Source organism: Variovorax sp. 10L421 (genome assembly GCF_056395365.1).
This window is the reverse complement of record NZ_JBFTJJ010000005.1, coordinates 151,212-167,297: the sequence shown is the minus strand read 5'-3', so window position 1 is coordinate 167,297 and position 16,086 is coordinate 151,212. Positions and strand designations below refer to the sequence as shown.

Sequence of the window (16,086 nt, the reverse complement as noted above, 5' to 3'; positions counted from 1 at the left end):
GGCCGCGTTGCTGATCGGATGCGCTCTGCGCATTCGCTAACCCAAGGCCTATTTTTAGGGGACTCTGCGCAAAATGAAGAAGATTCTTGCCCTGGTGGCGGTTGCCGCCGCCCTGACTGCCTGCTCCAAGAAGGAAGAGGCGCCTGCGCCTGCACCGGCTCCCGCCGCTGCACCCGCAGCGCCCGCTCCGGCCCCAGCTCCCGCAGCAGCGCCGGCCGCTCCCGCCGCAGCAGCCCCGACAGCATCGGCCGACCTGCCGCAGGAGTGCAACGACTACCTCGCCAAGGTGCAGGCGTGYGTTTCTTCGCAAAGCGGTGCTGCCGCCGACGCGATGAAGGCCAACCTCGACCAGACGAAGGCCACCTGGGCTTCGATGGGCGCGGACAAGGCTGCACTGGGCCAGGCCTGCAAGGCAGCTTCGGACGCCTTCGCTGCGCAAGCAACGGCCATGAAGTGCTGATGAGCTGACGACGACAAGAAACTCAAGGGTGCCGGCCCGTCCGGCATTCTTGCAAAAGCGGCCCGTTTCGGCACCAGGACGCTTCTGCAAGAACCTGTCGCAAATTTATTGAGATCCATCCAGAAGGAAACGCCATGGCTGAAGGAAAAATTGTCCAATGTATCGGCGCCGTGGTCGACGTGGAGTTCCCGCGTGACCAGATGCCCAAGGTGTACGACGCCTTGAAATTCGAAGGCAGCGCGCTGACTCTCGAAGTCCAGCAGCAGCTCGGCGACGGCGTGGTGCGCACGATTGCGCTGGGCTCGTCCGACGGCCTGCGCCGCGGCATCATCGTGAAGAACACCGGCGCACCCATCACGGTGCCCGTGGGCAAGGCCACGCTCGGCCGCATCATGGACGTGCTGGGCGCGCCCATCGACGAACGCGGCCCGGTCGGCCAGGAGCTCACCGCTTCGATCCACCGCAAGGCTCCCGCGTACGACGAACTGTCGCCTTCGCAAGACCTGCTGGAAACCGGCATCAAGGTGATCGACCTGGTGTGCCCGTTCGCCAAGGGCGGCAAGGTGGGCCTGTTCGGCGGCGCCGGCGTGGGCAAGACCGTGAACATGATGGAACTCATCAACAACATCGCCAAGGCTCACTCGGGTCTGTCGGTGTTCGCCGGTGTGGGTGAACGTACCCGCGAAGGCAACGACTTCTATCACGAGATGGCCGACTCCGGCGTGGTGAACCTCGAGAAGCTCGAAGACTCGAAGGTCGCCATGGTCTACGGCCAGATGAACGAACCCCCGGGCAACCGTCTGCGCGTGGCGCTGACCGGCCTGACCATTGCCGAGTCGTTCCGCGACGAAGGCCGCGACGTGCTGTTCTTCGTGGACAACATCTACCGCTACACGCTGGCCGGTACCGAAGTGTCGGCTCTGCTGGGCCGCATGCCTTCCGCCGTGGGCTACCAGCCGACGCTGGCCGAGGAAATGGGCCGCCTGCAGGAGCGGATCACGTCGACCAAGGTCGGCTCGATCACCTCGATCCAGGCCGTGTACGTCCCAGCCGACGACTTGACCGACCCGTCGCCCGCTACCACCTTCGCTCACCTGGACTCCACCGTGGTGCTGTCGCGCGACATCGCTTCGCTCGGTATCTACCCCGCCGTGGACCCGCTGGACTCGACCTCGCGCCAGCTCGACCCGAACGTGGTCGGCGAAGAGCACTACAACGTGGCCCGCGCCGTGCAAGGCACGCTGCAGCGCTACAAGGAACTGCGCGACATCATCGCCATCCTGGGCATGGACGAGCTGGCTCCCGACGACAAGCTCGCCGTGGCCCGCGCCCGCAAGATCCAGCGTTTCCTGTCGCAGCCGTTCCACGTGGCCGAAGTGTTCACGGGCTCGCCTGGCAAGTACGTGCCGCTGGCCGAAACCATCCGTGGTTTCAAGATGATCGTGAACGGCGAAGCCGACCACCTGCCGGAACAAGCGTTCTACATGGTGGGCAGCATCGACGAGGCGTTCGAAAAGGCCAAGAAGGTCGCTTAAGAAGGAATCACCATGGCAGGCACCATTCATGTGGACGTGGTCAGCGCGGAAGAGTCGATCTTCTCGGGCGAAGCCAAGTTCGTCGCGCTGCCCGGTGAAGCCGGTGAGCTCGGCATCTACCCGCGCCACACCCCGCTGATCACGCGCATCCGCCCCGGCGCCGTGCGCATCGAAACGGCCGACGGCGGCGAAGAGTTCGTCTTCGTGGCCGGCGGCATTCTCGAGGTGCAGCCCAATGCCGTCACCGTGCTGTCCGACACCGCGATCCGCGGCAAGGACCTCGACGACGAAAAGGCCAATGTGGCCAAGGCCGCAGCCGAGGAAGCACTGAAGAATGCGAAGAGCGACATCGACATCGCGATGGCGCAATCGGAGCTGGCCGTGATGGCCGCCCAGATCGCTGCGCTGCGCAAGTACCGCCAGAAAAAGTAATCGGCCTTCCCGATTGCTCGGTCAAGAAGCCGCCCTCGGGGCGGCTTTTTGCTTTTGAAGCTCGCATCGCTCCGTCTCGCTTCGATCTGAATTTGGTCAAAGTTCAGCCTTGTCCGGCTAAAGGCCTCCGCCTAGTATTCGCCTTCGCCCCAACCAGGGCGCGGCGAAGACAAGAACACCGGAGACAAGACGCGTGGCACGTTGGAGTGGCATCACTGCGGACGAGATGCGGCTGCTGGAAACGACCTTCTGGTCGGCCGGCGGTTCGCGCCATGCCATGGCCGAACAGCTCGGTTTTTCCAAGAGCAAGGCCAACGGGCTGATCGCCGGCCTCGTCGACCAGGGCCTGCTTGCCGAAGCCGGCCTGCAGCGCTCCTCGGGCGGGCGCCGCGCCGAGAATCTCCAGCTGAATGCCGGGCTCGGCGTGCTCGTCGGCATCGACATCGGCGCCACCAGTCTCGATGTGGCCGTGCTGCGGCCCGACCTCACTGTGCTCGCGCAGCACGACGAACCAGCCGACGTGCGCGAAGGCCCGGCCGTGGTGCTGGCGCGCGTGCGCACGCTCATGCGCGAACTGCTGGCCCGCTGCAATGTGGGCGCCAGGGACGTGCTCGGCATCGGCATTGGCGTGCCCGGCCCCGTGAACTTCGAGATCGGACAGCTCGTGAACCCGCCACTGATGCCGGCGTGGGACAGCTTCTCGATCCGCGACTACCTGCGCGAGGACTACGCGGCGCCTGTCTTCGTCGACAACGACGTGAACCTGATGGCGCTTGGCGAACTCTGGCGCCTCAAGCGTTCGCTGAGCAACTTCCTCGTCATCAAGATCGGCACCGGCATCGGCTGCGGCATCGTCTGCCACGGCGAGGTGTACCGCGGCGCCGCCGGTTCGGCCGGGGACGTGGGCCACATCTGCGTCGACCAGGAAGGCCCGCGCTGCCACTGCGGCAATCTCGGCTGCGTCGAGGCCATGGCCGCCGGTCCCGCGATCACGCGCATGGCGATGCAGGCGGCCGAAGCCGGCGAAAGCGCGGCGCTCGCCGAGTGCCTGCGCGTGCACGGCCGTATCGACGCGATCGATGTGGGCCAGGCCAGCCGCGGCGGCGATACGGCGGCCAACGCCATCATCCAGCGCGCAGGCAGCCTGATCGGGCAGATGCTTGCGTCGGTCGTCAACTTCTTCAACCCGTCGCACGTGTTCATCGGCGGCGGCATCACGCGCATCGGCCCGCTGTTCCTCGCGGCCGTGCGGCAGAGCGTGTACCAGCGCTCGCTGGCACTCTCCACGCGGCATCTCGAGATCCAGTACACGCCGCTCGGCACGCAGGGCGGCCTCGTCGGCGCGGGTGTGCTCGCGATGCACGAGACGCTGAAGGTCCGAGGAGTGGCGCCATGACGGCGGCAGGCACCGGCAAGGGCAGCGTGGCCGTCGAGTTCGACGGCGTGGTGAAGGCCTTTGGCCCCGTGCAGGTCTTGCATGGCGTGAGCTTCGCGCTCGCGCCCGGCCGCGTGTATGGGCTGCTCGGCGAGAACGGCGCGGGCAAGTCGACGCTGATGAAGATCCTCGCGGGCTATGAATCGCTGAGCGGCGGCACGCTGCGCATCAACGGCCAGCCGCAGCAGTTCGGGAGTTCGCGCGACGCCGAGGCGCTGGGCATCGTGCTCATCCACCAGGAGTTCAACCTCGCGGAAGACTTGAGCGTGGCGCAGAACATCTTCCTGGGCCATGAAAAGAAGAAGGGCTGGCTGCTCGATGACGCATCGATGGAGCGCGACGCCGCCACGGCACTCGCCGCGGTCGGGCTGAACATCGACCCGCGCACCAAGGTCCGTCGCCTCATCGTCGCCGAGAAGCAGCTCGTCGAGATCGCCAAGGCCATCGCCCGCCGCGCGCGCCTGCTCGTCATGGACGAGCCCACCGCGACGTTGACGCCGGGCGAAACCGAGCGCCTGTTCAAGCTCATCGCCCAACTGCGTGCCGACGGCGTGACCATCGTCTACATCTCGCACAAGCTCGACGAAGTGGAGCAGGTCACCGACGAAGTGATCGTCATGCGCGATGGCCGCTTCGTCGCGCGCGCGCCCACGGCCGAGGTCACGCGCCAGCAGATGGCCAACCTCATGGTGGGCCGCGAACTGGCCGACCTCTACCCGCCGCGCGACGTGGTCGTCGCCGCCGACGCGCCCGCCATGCGCGTGCGCAACTTCTGCGTGCCCGGCTGGGCGCAGGACGCGAGCTTCGAAGTGCGCCCCGGCGAAATCCTCGGCTTCGCGGGCCTCGTCGGCGCGGGCCGCACCGAACTCTTCGAAGGCCTGCTAGGCCTGCGTCCCGCGAGCGGCAGCGTCGAGATGCTCGGCAAGCCCGTGCCCCACGACAAGGGCTGGCGCAACCCGCGCGATGCCGCCAAGCACGGCCTCACCTACCTCAGCGAAGACCGCAAGGGCAAGGGCCTGCACGTCAACTTCGGCCTGCGTCAGAACCTCACGCTGATGGCGCTCGAGCGCTATGCACAGCCATGGCTCAGGCCCGAGGCCGAACGCGGCGCGCTGGCCGAGGCGGTGAAGGACTACGGCATCCGCACCGGCTCGCTCGACGTCAGGGCCTCGTCGCTGTCGGGCGGCAACCAGCAGAAGCTCGCGCTCGCCAAGGTGCTGCAACCTCGCCCCAATGTGGTGGTGCTCGACGAGCCCACGCGCGGCGTCGACGTGGGCGCCAAGCGCGACATCTATTTCCTGATCCAGCGACTCGCCCGCGAAGGGCTCGCGGTGATCGTCGTTTCGTCGGAGCTGATGGAGCTGATCGGCCTGTGCCACCGCGTCGCGGTGATGCGCGCGGGCCGGCTCGTCACCACGCTCGATGCAGGCCATCTGACCGAAGAGGAGCTCATCGCTCATGCCACCGGAACCGCAAACTCCCCCGCAGTCGCTTGAGGCCGCGCAGCAGCAGCACCGCAGCGAGGCGGCGCCGCGCTGGACGCAGCGCCTGCACGGGCTCGGCCCGGTCATCGGACTCGCGCTGCTGTGCATTGCCGGCACGCTGCTGAACGGCGACTTCGCCACGCTCGACAACGCGATGAACGTGCTCACGCGCACCGCCTTCATCGGCATCATCGCGGTGGGCATGTGCTTCGTGATCATCTCGGGCGGCATCGACCTGTCGGTGGGCTCGATGGCCGCGCTCATCGCGGGCAGCGTGATCATGTTCATCAACTGGGCCGGCCCGGCGTCGGGCTCGCCGCTGTTGGCGGTGGTGATGGGCGCGGTGCTGGCGGTGGTGCTCGGCGCGGTGTTCGGCCTTGCGCACGGCCTGCTGATCACCAAGGGGCGCATCGAGCCCTTCATCGTGACGCTGGGCACGCTCGGCATCTTCCGTGCCTACCTCACGTACTTCGCCGACGGCGGCGCGCTCACGCTCGACAACGAGCTGTCGGACCTCTATGCGCCCGTGTACTACGCGAGCCTTGCGGGCATCCCGGTGCCGGTGTGGGTGTTCGTGATCGTCGCGATCATCGGCGGCGTGATCCTGAATCGCACGGCCTATGGACGCTACGTGCAGGCCATCGGCTCCAACGAGCAGGTGGCGCGCTATGCGGCCGTGGACGTCGACCGCGTGAAGATCCTGACCTACGTGCTGCTCGGCGTGTGCGTGGGCATCGCCACCCTGCTGTACGTGCCGCGCCTGGGCTCGGCATCGCCGACCACCGGCCTGCTGTGGGAACTCGAGGCCATCGCGGCCGTGATCGTCGGCGGCACCGCGCTCAAGGGCGGCGCGGGCAGCATCACCGGCACCGTGGTGGGCGCGATCCTGCTCTCGGTCATCAGCAACATCCTGAACCTCACCAGCATCATCAGCGTGTACCTGAACGCTGCGGTGCAGGGCTTCGTGATCATCATCGTCGCGTTCCTCCAGCGAGGTCGCCGCTAATCCCTTTCCCGTTCGTTCCATCAACCACAAGGAGACACCCAGCATGACGACTTTCACCCGACGCCTCGCACTCACGGCGGTTGCCGCCGCAGCGTTCGCCAGCCTGCCCGCGTTTGCCGCGGAAAAGGTCAACCTCGGCGTTTCGATTCCCGCGGCCACGCACAGCTTCATGGGCGGCATCAACTACTGGGCCAACCAGGCGAAGAAGGACCTCGAGAAGGAACACAAGGACCTGAAGATCACGATCAAGACTGCGGCGAACGCGCCCGAGCAGGCCAACCAGCTGCAGGATCTTTCGACGGTCACCAAGATCAACGCGCTGGTCGTGTTCCCGTTTGAATCGGCCGCACTGACGAAACCGGTCGCGCAGGTCAAGGCCAAGGGAGCGTACGTCACCGTGGTCGATCGCGGCCTGACCGACACCAGCGCGCAGGATGCGTACGTGGCGGGCGACAACACCGCCTTCGGCAAGATCCCGGCCGAGTACATCGTCAAGCAGCTCGGCGGCAAGGGCAACGTGGTGGCGCTGCGCGGCATCGCGACCACGCTGGACAACGAGCGCATGGACGCGTTCAACGCCGTGCTCAAGGGCAGCCCCGACATCAAGCTGCTCGACGCCAAGTACGCCAACTGGAACCGCGACGATGCCTTCAAGGTCACGCAGGACTACCTCACGCGCTTCAAGAACATCGACGCCATCTGGGCGGCCGACGACGACATGGCCGTGGGTGTGCTCAAGGCCATCGAGCAGGCCAAGCGCGACGACATCAAGATCATCTTCGGCGGCGCGGGCGCCAAGGGCATGGTCAAGACCATCATGGACGGCAAGGACAAGCGCATTACGGCTGACGTGAGCTACTCGCCGAAGTTCATCTACGACGCGATCAAGCTGACGGCCGAGGCGCGGCTGAAGGGCGAGAAGCTGCCGGCGACGACGATCATTCCTTCGGTGCTGATCACGAAGGAAAACGCCAAGGACTTCTACCACCCCAACTCGCCGTTCTGAGTTCTCCCCCAGGCTTCGCGCACTTCGTGTCGCTACGCCAACCCCCTTCCGGGGGCAACACCTGCGGCCCGGCGAAGCCGGTTCCGCGGTGTTCCTTGAAGAACACGACATGACCGATACCTCTCTTCGCAAGCTCCGATATGCCATGGTCGGCGGCGGCCGCGACGCCTTCATCGGCGGCGTGCACCGCAAGGCCATGGCGCTCGACGGCCAGATCGAACTCGTGGCCGGCGCGCTGTCGTCGAGCCCGGACAAGGCGCGCGCCTCGGGCCGCGACCTCGGCCTGGCCGACGGCCGCAACCACGGCGACTGGCAGTCGCTGCTGGCCGACGAGCTGAAGCGCCCGCTGGAAGAGCGCATCGACTTCGTGTCGATCGTCACGCCCAATCACGTGCACTTTCCGGTGGCGCAGGCCTTTGCCGAAGCCGGCTTCCATGTGGTGTGCGACAAGCCGCTGGTGCACACGCTCGCGCAGGCCGAGGCGCTGGTCGCCGCCGTGGCGAAGCAGGGCACGGTGTTCGGCGTTACCTACAACTACACGGGCTACCCGATGGTGCGGCAGGCGCGCGAGATGGTGCGCTCGGGCCAGATCGGCGAGGTGCGCAAGGTCGTCGTCGAATACAACCAGGGCTGGCTCGCGAGCCATGTCGAAGGCGGCACCAACAAGCAGGCCGACTGGCGCACCGACCCCGCGAAGAGCGGTGCGGCCGGTGCCATCGGCGACATCGGCTCGCATGCCGAGAACCTCGTCGCCACCGTCACCGGGCTGCAGATCGACAGCTTGTGCGCGGACCTGAGCGCGCTGGTGCCGGGCCGCATGCTCGACGACGACGGCAGCCTGCTGCTGCGCTTCGAGGGCGGCGCGCGCGGCGTGCTGATCGCCTCGCAGATCAACACCGGCCTGGAAAACGACCTGCGCCTGCGCGTCTCCGGCACGCTGGGCACGCTCGAGTGGCGCCAGGAGCAGCCGAGCCAGTTGATGCATCTGCCGCACGACGGACCGAAGCGCGTGCTGACGCGCGGCGCGCCCTGGCTGTGCGAATCCGCGAAGCGCGCGAGCCGGCTGCCGGCGGGGCATCCCGAAGGTTTCATCGAAGCCTTCGCGAATGTCTATGCGGGCGTGGCGGCGGACATCCGCGCGCGGCTGGCGGGTCAGCCGGCCGACCCGCTGGACGCCGACTACCCGCGCGTGGAGGACGGCGCGCGCGGCGTGCGGTTCATCGAGCGCACTGTGGCCTCTGCGAAAAGCGAATTAAAGTGGACGCCCTGGTAGCGCGCTGCGCGCTGCACAGGCTTCCATGACACCTTCCGCCTCCGACGCATCTTCTTCATCGACGGCACAGCAGCCCTGGGTGCCTGCCCTGTGGCGGCGCTGCATCACGCTGTTTCCGTTGAAGCTGGTCGGCAACACGGTCGCCACTCTCGGCTTCTTCCCCCTGTACTTCTGGATCATGAAGCACGCCGGCCAAGCCTGGGTGCTGCCGCTCACGGCCGTCGACCATCTCATCGCCTTCTGGCCAGCACTGCTGCCGGTGTACCTCTCGCTCTGGGGCTACATCGCGCTGCCGGTGCTGCTGGCCAAGGACAAGCGCGAGCTGTCGAGCTTTTCCTTCGGCTGCGCGGCGATGACGGTCTTCGCGCTGCTCGTGTTCTGGTTCGTGCCCACGGCGATTCCGAACTTCGTGGTCGACACCGCGCCGGGCACCTCGCTGCAGTTCCTCAAGATGGTCGACTCGGCGGGCAACGCCTTTCCTTCGCTGCACGTCTCGTTCTCGGTGTTCACCTGCGTCGCGCTGGCGCGGCAGCTGCGCGAAATGGGGGCGCCGCGCTGGTTGCGCATCGCCAACATGGCCTGGGCCGTCGGCATCGTCTACTCGACGATGGCGGTGCGCCAACATGTTTTGATCGACGTGCTGGGCGGCCTGGCGCTGGGCGTGGCGCTCGGTGTCGCCACACGGCAGCGCGGCCCGGCGCTCGCACCGGTGCACGCGCGACCGGCGTAGGCCGATTGCGGTATTCCGCCGCGGCGGGGTGCGCGGTACAACCCGGGCATCGTCGTCCACCGGTGCGGGAGCCCGCCATGAAGATTCGTTTGTCCTCCCTCGCAGCCTGCATCGCGGCCGGTGCCGTCGCATGCCCTGCGTTCGCCCTCGACTTTCCCTCGCGCAAACCCGGCCTGTGGGAAATCCAGACCGGGGACGGCACGGGCAAGGGACCCGGCGCCGGCCACACCGTGCAGCAGTGCATCGACGCGGCCAGCGACAAGGCGCTGCGTGACATGGGCCAGGGCATGGGCAAGGACATGTGTTCGAAGCAGGAGCTGCGTTCCGACGGCGGCAAGCTGGTGATGGACTCGGTCTGCAAGATCGGCAATACGGTCGCCACCTCGCATGCGGTGTTGAGCGGCGACTTCGGCACGGCCTATCGCATGGAAAGCAAGTCGACCTACAACCCGCCGCTGATGGGCCGTGCCGAAGGCGCGAGCGTCATGGAGGCCAGGTGGATCGGCCCCTGCAAGGCCGACCAGAAGCCGGGCGACATGGTCATGTCCAATGGCATGAAGATGAACGTGCTCGACATGGCGAAAAACCGGCCGAAGAAGCCGTAGCCCGCCGCACGCCGGGTAGGCGCCGGCCCACAGCGCTTTGCGCCCGCCGTGGCGCGGCGGGAAACCGTCGCTGCGCCTACGATGGCGTGCCATGCCCGCACAGCAGGAAGCAGACCTCCTCGTCGTCGCCCGGCCCGAGGGCCTCTATTGCCCACCCGGCGATTTCTACATCGACCCGTGGCGGCCGGTGGCGCGCGCCGTCATCACGCATGCGCATTCGGATCATGCGCGCGCCGGACACGCACGCTACCTGGCCCACACCGACAGCGCCGGCACGCTGCGTGCGCGCCTTGGCAGCGGCATCGACCTGCAGACGCTGGCCTACGGCGAGGCCATCGAGCACCGTGGCGTACGCGTCTCGCTGCATCCGGCCGGCCATGTGCTGGGCTCGGCGCAGGTGCGGCTCGAACATGGCGCTCGCGTGTGGGTGGCCTCGGGCGACTACAAGACCGAGCCTGACGGCACCTGCCCGCCCTTCGAGCCCGTGCCTTGCGACACCTTCATCACCGAGTCGACCTTCGGCCTGCCGATCTACCGCTGGCCCACGCAGGCCGTGCTGTTCGCGGAGATCGACGCGTGGTGGCGCGCCAATGCGCAGGCCGGGCGCGCATCGGTGCTTTTTTGCTATGCGTTCGGCAAGGCGCAGCGCATCCTGCATGGCGTGGATGCGAGCATCGGGCCGATCGTCGTGCACGGGGCGGTGGAGCCGCTCAATGCGGTGTACCGGGCGGCGGGCGTCTCTTTGCCGCCCACCTTGCGTGCGGACGATGAGGGTGTCGACGCCGCGTTGCTGAAGCGTTCGCTGGTGCTCGCTCCGCCATCGGCGCAGGGCTCGCCATGGATGCGCCGCTTCGGCAACTACGCCGATGCGTTCGCCAGCGGGTGGATGCAGCTGCGCGGCACGCGCCGCCGAAGAGGCGTGGACCGCGGCTTCGTGATGTCCGACCATGCCGACTGGCCCGGCCTGCAGCAGGCGATTGCCGGCACCGGCGCAGAGCGCGTGTTCGTCACGCACGGCAGCGTGCAGGTGATGGTGCGGTGGCTCACGGAGAACGGCCTCGATGCGCAGGGCTTCAAGACCGAGTACGGCGACGAAGACGATCAGGAAACTCCCTCCCCTTCCGGGGGTGGGCCGGGGAGGGGGCTTGCGGCGCTCGATGGAGACGCCGCGAGCCCCCATCCCAACCTTCCCCCAAAGGGGGAAGGAGAAATACCGTGAGAGCGTTTGCCGCGCTCTACCGCGAGCTCGATGCGAGCACGTCTAGCCTCGCCAAGCAGGTCGCGCTGCAGCGGTACCTGCGCGAGGCCGACGCGGCCGATGCGGCATGGGCGGTGTACTTCCTGGCCGGCGGCAAGCCGCGCCAGCTCGTGCCCACCAAGCTGCTGCGCCTGCTCGCACAGGAGGCGGCGAGCCTGCCCGAGTGGCTGTTCGACGAAAGCTACGACGCCGTGGGCGATCTCGCCGAGACCATCGCGCTGCTGTTGCCGCCGCCGAGCGAGGTGCACGACCTCGGTCTCGCGGGTTGGGTCGAGCAGCATCTGCTGCCATTGCGCGAAGCCGCGAAGACGGCACCCGGGCAGCTCGCCGACCGGCTGCGCGCGCAGTGGCGACAGCTCGCGGTCGAAGAGCGGCTGGTGTACTTCAAGCTCATCACCGGTGCATTTCGCGTGGGCGTGTCGAAGCTGCAGGTGACGCAGGCGCTCGCCGCGGTGGGCGGCATCGATGCCAAGCGTGTCGCGCAGCGGCTCATGGGCTACACGCACATCGGGGCACGGCCCCGGGGCGACGACTACCGCGCGCTCATCGCACCCGAGTCGAGCGCCGAGCAGGTGCAGAAGACCAGCGGCCAGCCGTATCCCTTCTTCCTCGCGCATCCGTTCAACATTCCGCTCGAGCAGTTCGATACCGTGCTGGGGTCGCCGTCCGGCTGGATCGTCGAGTGGAAGTGGGACGGCATTCGCGCGCAGCTCGTGAAGCGCGCAGGCGCCGTCTGGGTGTGGTCGCGCGGCGAAGAGCTGGTGACGGAGCGCTTCCCCGAGCTTGCCGTGCTGGGCGAGGCCTTGCCTGACGGCACGGTGCTCGACGGCGAAATCGCCGTGTGGCGTGAAGGCAAGGTACAGCCCTTCGCCGAGCTGCAGAAGCGCATCGGCCGCAAGACGCTCGGCGCCAAGCTGCTGCGCGACATTCCCGTGGTGCTGCTGGCCTATGACCTCCTCGAATGGGAAGGGCGCGACCTGCGCGCGCTGCCGCAGTCGGAGCGCCGCGTGTTGCTCGACGAGCTGATCACGCGGATGCAGCACCCTTCGCTGCTGCCGAGCCCGATGCTCACCGGCACCGGCTGGCCCGATCTCGCAAGGCAGCGCGAGGCCGCGCGCACCATGGGCGTCGAAGGCATGATGCTCAAGCGCCGCGATGCGCAGTACGGCGTGGGCCGCACCAAGGACGTCGGCGTGTGGTGGAAGTGGAAGATCGACCCGCTCAGCGTCGACGCGGTGCTGATCTACGCACAGCGCGGCCACGGCCGGCGCGCGAGCCTCTTCAGTGACTACACCTTTGCCGTGTGGGATGCTCCGCCCGAGCAAGCCGACCGCAAGCTCGTGCCCTTCGCCAAGGCCTACTCGGGCCTTACCGACGCCGAGATGGCGCGCGTGGACGCGATCATCCGCAAGACCACGGTGGAGAGCTTCGGGCCGGTGAAGAGCGTGAAGCCGACGCTGGTGTTCGAGCTGGGCTTCGAGGGCATCGCGCGCAGCACGCGGCACAAGAGCGGCATTGCGGTGCGCTTTCCGCGCATGCTGCGCTGGCGGGAGGACAAGCCCGTGGAGGAGGCGGACACCTTGCAGACGCTCGCTGCGTTGCTTCCCTCATGACCGACCCAATGGATCCCGAATTTCTCCCTCCCCCTTTGGGGGAGGGCAGGAGTGGGGGCAAGCGGCGTATCCGGAGCCAGCGGCCTGTCGTCGAAGGCCGCTTGCCCCCATCCCGGCCTTCCCCCGGCAGGGGAAGGAGCAAATCCAAGTCCGTGAAGCCTGCGCTCGACGCGTGGTTCGCCGCACGCGGGTGGAAGCCTTTCAAGTTCCAGCGCGAGGTGTGGAAAGCCATCGGCGAAGGCAGGTCCGGCCTGCTTCACGCGACCACCGGCGCGGGCAAGACCTACGCCGTGTGGCTCGGTGCGTTGCAGGCTTTCTCTCAAGCGCGCAAGGCAACGGCACACCCCGCCGCCCCTCCGCTCACTGTGCTGTGGCTCACCCCGATGCGCGCGCTTGCGGCCGACACGCTGCGTGCCCTGCAGCAGCCCCTCGAAGCCCTCGGCGCCGATGTGCATCCGTGGAGCACCGGCGTGCGCAGCGGCGACACCTCGTCGGCCGAACGCAGCGCGCAGAACCAGCGCCTGCCCAGCGTGCTCGTCACCACGCCTGAAAGCCTGTCGCTGCTGCTCTCGCGCGCCGATGCAAGCGAAGTGCTCGGCCATGTGCGCATGACCGTCGTCGACGAATGGCACGAGCTGCTCGGCAACAAGCGCGGCGTGCAGGTGCAGCTCGCGCTGGCACGGCTCAAGCGCTGGAATCCCGGCCTCGCGATCTGGGGCATGTCGGCCACGCTGGGTAACCTGCACGAGGCGATGCATTCGCTGCTGGGCCATGCGGACGGCGTGCTCGTGCAGGGTCAGGTGCCGAAGAAGCTCGTCATCGATTCGCTGCGGCCCGGCACCGCCGAGCGCTTTCCCTGGGGCGGCCACCTCGGGCTCACGATGCTGCCCCAGGTGATCGCGGAGATTGCCGCGAGCAAGACCGCGCTGGTCTTCACCAACACGCGCTCGCAGTCGGAGATCTGGTACCAGGCCATGCTGGAGGCCAAGCCCGAGTGGGCCGGCCTCATTGCGCTGCACCACGGCTCGCTCGACCGCGAGGTGCGCGAATGGGTCGAGCTGGGCCTCAAGAGCGGCGAGCTGAAGGCCGTGGTCTGCACCTCGAGCCTGGACCTGGGCGTGGACTTCCTGCCGGTCGAGCGCGTGCTGCAGATCGGCTCGCCCAAGGGCGTGGCGCGGCTGTTGCAGCGCGCCGGCCGTTCGGGCCATGCGCCGGGGCGGCCGTCGCGCATCACGCTCGTGCCCACGCACAGCGTCGAGATGGTCGAAGGCTCGGCCGCGCGCGCGGCCATCGCGGCGGGGCATATCGAGGCGCGCCACTCGCCCGACCAGCCGCTCGACGTGCTGGTGCAGCACCTGGTGACGGTGGCGCTGGGCGGCGGCTTCATGCCCGATGACCTGTATGACGAGGTGTGCGGCACGGCCGCGTACCAAGGCCTCTCGCGCGAGAGCTGGCAGTGGTGCCTCGACTTCGTCTCGCAAGGCGGCCCCTCCCTCGCGGCCTACCCAGACTACCGGCGCGCGGTGCCCGATGCCGAGGGCGTGTGGCGCGTGCCCGACGCGCGGCTCGCGCGCCGGCATCGCACCAACATCGGCACCATCGTGAGCGATGCGAGCATGTCGGTGCAGTATCTCGGCGGCTCGAAGATCGGCAGCGTCGAAGAAAGTTTCGTCGCGCGCATGAAGGCCGGCGACTGCTTCCTGTTCGGCGGGCGGCTGCTCGAACTCGTGCGCATCCACGACATGACCGCATGGGTGCGGCGCGCGAGCGGCAAGCGGCCCGCGGTGCCGCGCTGGAACGGCGGGCGCATGCCGCTGTCGAACACGCTGGCCGACGCGGTGGTGCAGCAGCTGGCGCAGGCCGGCGAGGGGCGCTACGACTCGCCCGAGCTGCAATGCGTGCGGCCGCTGCTCGAGATACAGCAGCAGTGGTCGGCGCTGCCGACGCCGCAGACGCTGCTGGCCGAGACGCTGGACACGCGCGAGGGCTCGCACCTGTTCCTCTATCCGTTCGCGGGCCGGCATGTGCACCTCGGGCTGGCAAGCCTGCTGGCCTGGCGTGTCGCGCAGCACGAGGCGCGCACCTTTTCCATCGCGGTCAACGACTACGGCTTCGAGCTGCTGAGCGCGACCGGGGTCGATTGGGCCGTGCTGCTGCCGCAGGTGCTGAGGCCGCCGGAAGGCGAAGCGCCCGCGGTGCTGCTGCACGAGGTGCTGGCCTCGCTCAACGCGGGCGAACTCGCGCAGCGGCGCTTCCGCGAGATCGCGCGCGTATCGGGGCTGATCTTCCAGGGCTACCCAGGCGAGAAGCGCAGCAGCAAGCAGCTGCAGGCCTCGTCCTCGCTGTTCTGGGAGGTGTTCCGCAAGTACGACCCCGGCAACAGGCTGCTGCAGCAGGCCGAGCAGGAGCTGCTCGCGCAGGAGCTCGAGATCGGCCGCCTGCGCGCCAGCCTCGCGCGCATGGCCACGCAGCAGCTCGTGCTGAAGCCGCTCGCGCGGCCGACGCCGTTTTCGTTTCCGCTGATGGTCGAGCTGTTCCGCGAGAAGCTGTCGAACGAGAACGTGGCGGACCGCATCGCCCGCATGGTCGAGCAGCTCGAGAAGGCCGCGGGCGGCGTGGTCACGGCCGGCGGCGTCGAGCGCGTGAAGGGCACGCTGTCCTTCGGCCAGGAGGGGCCGGGCAAGCCGCCGAAGCCCGTGGGGCAGCGGCGCGACCGGCGCAGGCCGTCACGCCCGTTGCCGCCGCTGTGAGCCGCTCAGCCCGCGCCGTGCGCCTTCACCCACCGCACGATGTCCGCCGCGCCCATCGCGCCGGCCTGCCGCGCCACCTCGCGGCCGCCGCGGAACAGCACCAGCGTCGGGATGCTTCGGATATTGAAGCGCGCACCCAGGGCAGGCACGGCCTCGGTGTCGACCTTGGCGAGCCGCACCCGTGGTTCCAGCTGGGCCGCGGCCTGTTCGTAGCCCGGCGCCATCTGGCGGCAGGGGCCGCACCAGGGCGCCCAGAAGTCGACCAGCACCGGGATCTCGTTGCGCGCGATGTGGCGGTCGAAGGTGGCTTCGTCCGGCAGCGCGGTGGAATGGCCGGCGAACAGCGGGCGGTGGCAGCTGCCGCAGTCGGGCGCGCTGTCCAGCTGCGCCGCGCGCACGCGGTTGGTCGTGTGGCAGTGCGGACAGACGATGTGCAGCGGGGGCGATTCGGTCATGTGCAGGAACTGGGGACGGCCAGGGCCGATTGCAAGGCGGCCGC

At 68.2% G+C, this 16,086-nt stretch carries 14 protein-coding genes; 13 read left to right on the top strand and 1 reads right to left on the bottom strand.

What is annotated here, in order from left to right; all coding sequences use genetic code 11:
• Nucleotides 1-73: 73 nt before the first annotated feature.
• The 13 genes from AC1DFC_RS10515 (at nucleotide 74) to AC1DFC_RS10455 (ending at nucleotide 15,587) form a co-directional block, all read left to right on the top strand.
• Nucleotides 74-460, top strand: a complete 387-nt coding sequence (locus AC1DFC_RS10515; protein WP_007830202.1) for a hypothetical protein — start codon at nucleotides 74-76, stop codon at nucleotides 458-460.
• Between the two features lie 134 nt (nucleotides 461-594).
• The gene (gene atpD / locus AC1DFC_RS10510; RefSeq protein ID WP_007830203.1) at nucleotides 595-1,995 is read left to right on the top strand and encodes a F0F1 ATP synthase subunit beta; all 1,401 of its coding nucleotides are present in this window, start codon (nucleotides 595-597) and stop codon (nucleotides 1,993-1,995) included.
• Nucleotides 1,996-2,007: 12 nt separating this feature from the next.
• On the top strand, nucleotides 2,008-2,427 hold the full coding sequence (locus AC1DFC_RS10505; protein WP_007830205.1) for a F0F1 ATP synthase subunit epsilon: 420 nt from the start codon (nucleotides 2,008-2,010) through the stop codon (nucleotides 2,425-2,427).
• 226 nt (nucleotides 2,428-2,653) lie between these two features.
• Nucleotides 2,654-3,823, top strand: a complete 1,170-nt coding sequence (locus AC1DFC_RS10500; RefSeq protein WP_478179224.1) for an ROK family protein — start codon at nucleotides 2,654-2,656, stop codon at nucleotides 3,821-3,823.
• Nucleotides 3,820-5,358: a sugar ABC transporter ATP-binding protein gene (locus tag AC1DFC_RS10495; RefSeq protein WP_478179201.1), complete on the top strand. Its 1,539-nt coding sequence runs from the start codon at nucleotides 3,820-3,822 to the stop codon at nucleotides 5,356-5,358. The genes AC1DFC_RS10500 and AC1DFC_RS10495 overlap by 4 nt, the downstream gene beginning before the upstream one ends.
• Nucleotides 5,321-6,352: an ABC transporter permease gene (locus AC1DFC_RS10490; protein ID WP_007830211.1), complete on the top strand. Its 1,032-nt coding sequence runs from the start codon at nucleotides 5,321-5,323 to the stop codon at nucleotides 6,350-6,352. The genes AC1DFC_RS10495 and AC1DFC_RS10490 overlap by 38 nt, the downstream gene beginning before the upstream one ends.
• A gap of 43 nt (nucleotides 6,353-6,395) precedes the next feature.
• Nucleotides 6,396-7,358, top strand: coding sequence for a substrate-binding domain-containing protein (locus AC1DFC_RS10485; RefSeq protein ID WP_007830212.1), 963 nt, complete (start codon nucleotides 6,396-6,398; stop codon nucleotides 7,356-7,358).
• A 109-nt stretch (nucleotides 7,359-7,467) separates the two neighbouring features.
• On the top strand, nucleotides 7,468-8,631 hold the full coding sequence (locus tag AC1DFC_RS10480) for a Gfo/Idh/MocA family protein (RefSeq protein WP_042672931.1): 1,164 nt from the start codon (nucleotides 7,468-7,470) through the stop codon (nucleotides 8,629-8,631).
• A gap of 25 nt (nucleotides 8,632-8,656) precedes the next feature.
• A complete protein-coding gene (locus AC1DFC_RS10475) occupies nucleotides 8,657-9,361 on the top strand; it encodes a phosphatase PAP2 family protein (protein WP_007830214.1) in 705 nt (234 codons plus the stop codon).
• A 77-nt stretch (nucleotides 9,362-9,438) separates the two neighbouring features.
• Nucleotides 9,439-9,966 (top strand): DUF3617 domain-containing protein, encoded by a 528-nt coding sequence (locus AC1DFC_RS10470; RefSeq protein WP_007830215.1) that lies wholly within the window; start codon nucleotides 9,439-9,441, stop codon nucleotides 9,964-9,966.
• Between the two features lie 91 nt (nucleotides 9,967-10,057).
• A complete protein-coding gene (locus AC1DFC_RS10465; protein ID WP_007830216.1) occupies nucleotides 10,058-11,185 on the top strand; it encodes a ligase-associated DNA damage response exonuclease in 1,128 nt (375 codons plus the stop codon).
• Nucleotides 11,182-12,837 carry an ATP-dependent DNA ligase gene (locus AC1DFC_RS10460; RefSeq protein ID WP_478179200.1) on the top strand — a complete coding sequence of 552 codons (1,656 nt, stop codon included), beginning with the start codon at nucleotides 11,182-11,184 and terminating at the stop codon, nucleotides 12,835-12,837. Before AC1DFC_RS10465 ends, AC1DFC_RS10460 begins: the two co-directional genes overlap by 4 nt.
• A complete protein-coding gene (locus tag AC1DFC_RS10455; RefSeq protein ID WP_478179199.1) occupies nucleotides 12,834-15,587 on the top strand; it encodes a ligase-associated DNA damage response DEXH box helicase in 2,754 nt (917 codons plus the stop codon). The genes AC1DFC_RS10460 and AC1DFC_RS10455 overlap by 4 nt, the downstream gene beginning before the upstream one ends.
• A gap of 5 nt (nucleotides 15,588-15,592) precedes the next feature.
• On the opposite strand, the gene trxC is transcribed toward AC1DFC_RS10455, so the two are convergent.
• A complete protein-coding gene (gene trxC, locus AC1DFC_RS10450; RefSeq protein WP_413313317.1) occupies nucleotides 15,593-16,042 on the bottom strand; it encodes a thioredoxin TrxC in 450 nt (149 codons plus the stop codon).
• Between the last annotated feature and the right edge of the window lie 44 nt (nucleotides 16,043-16,086).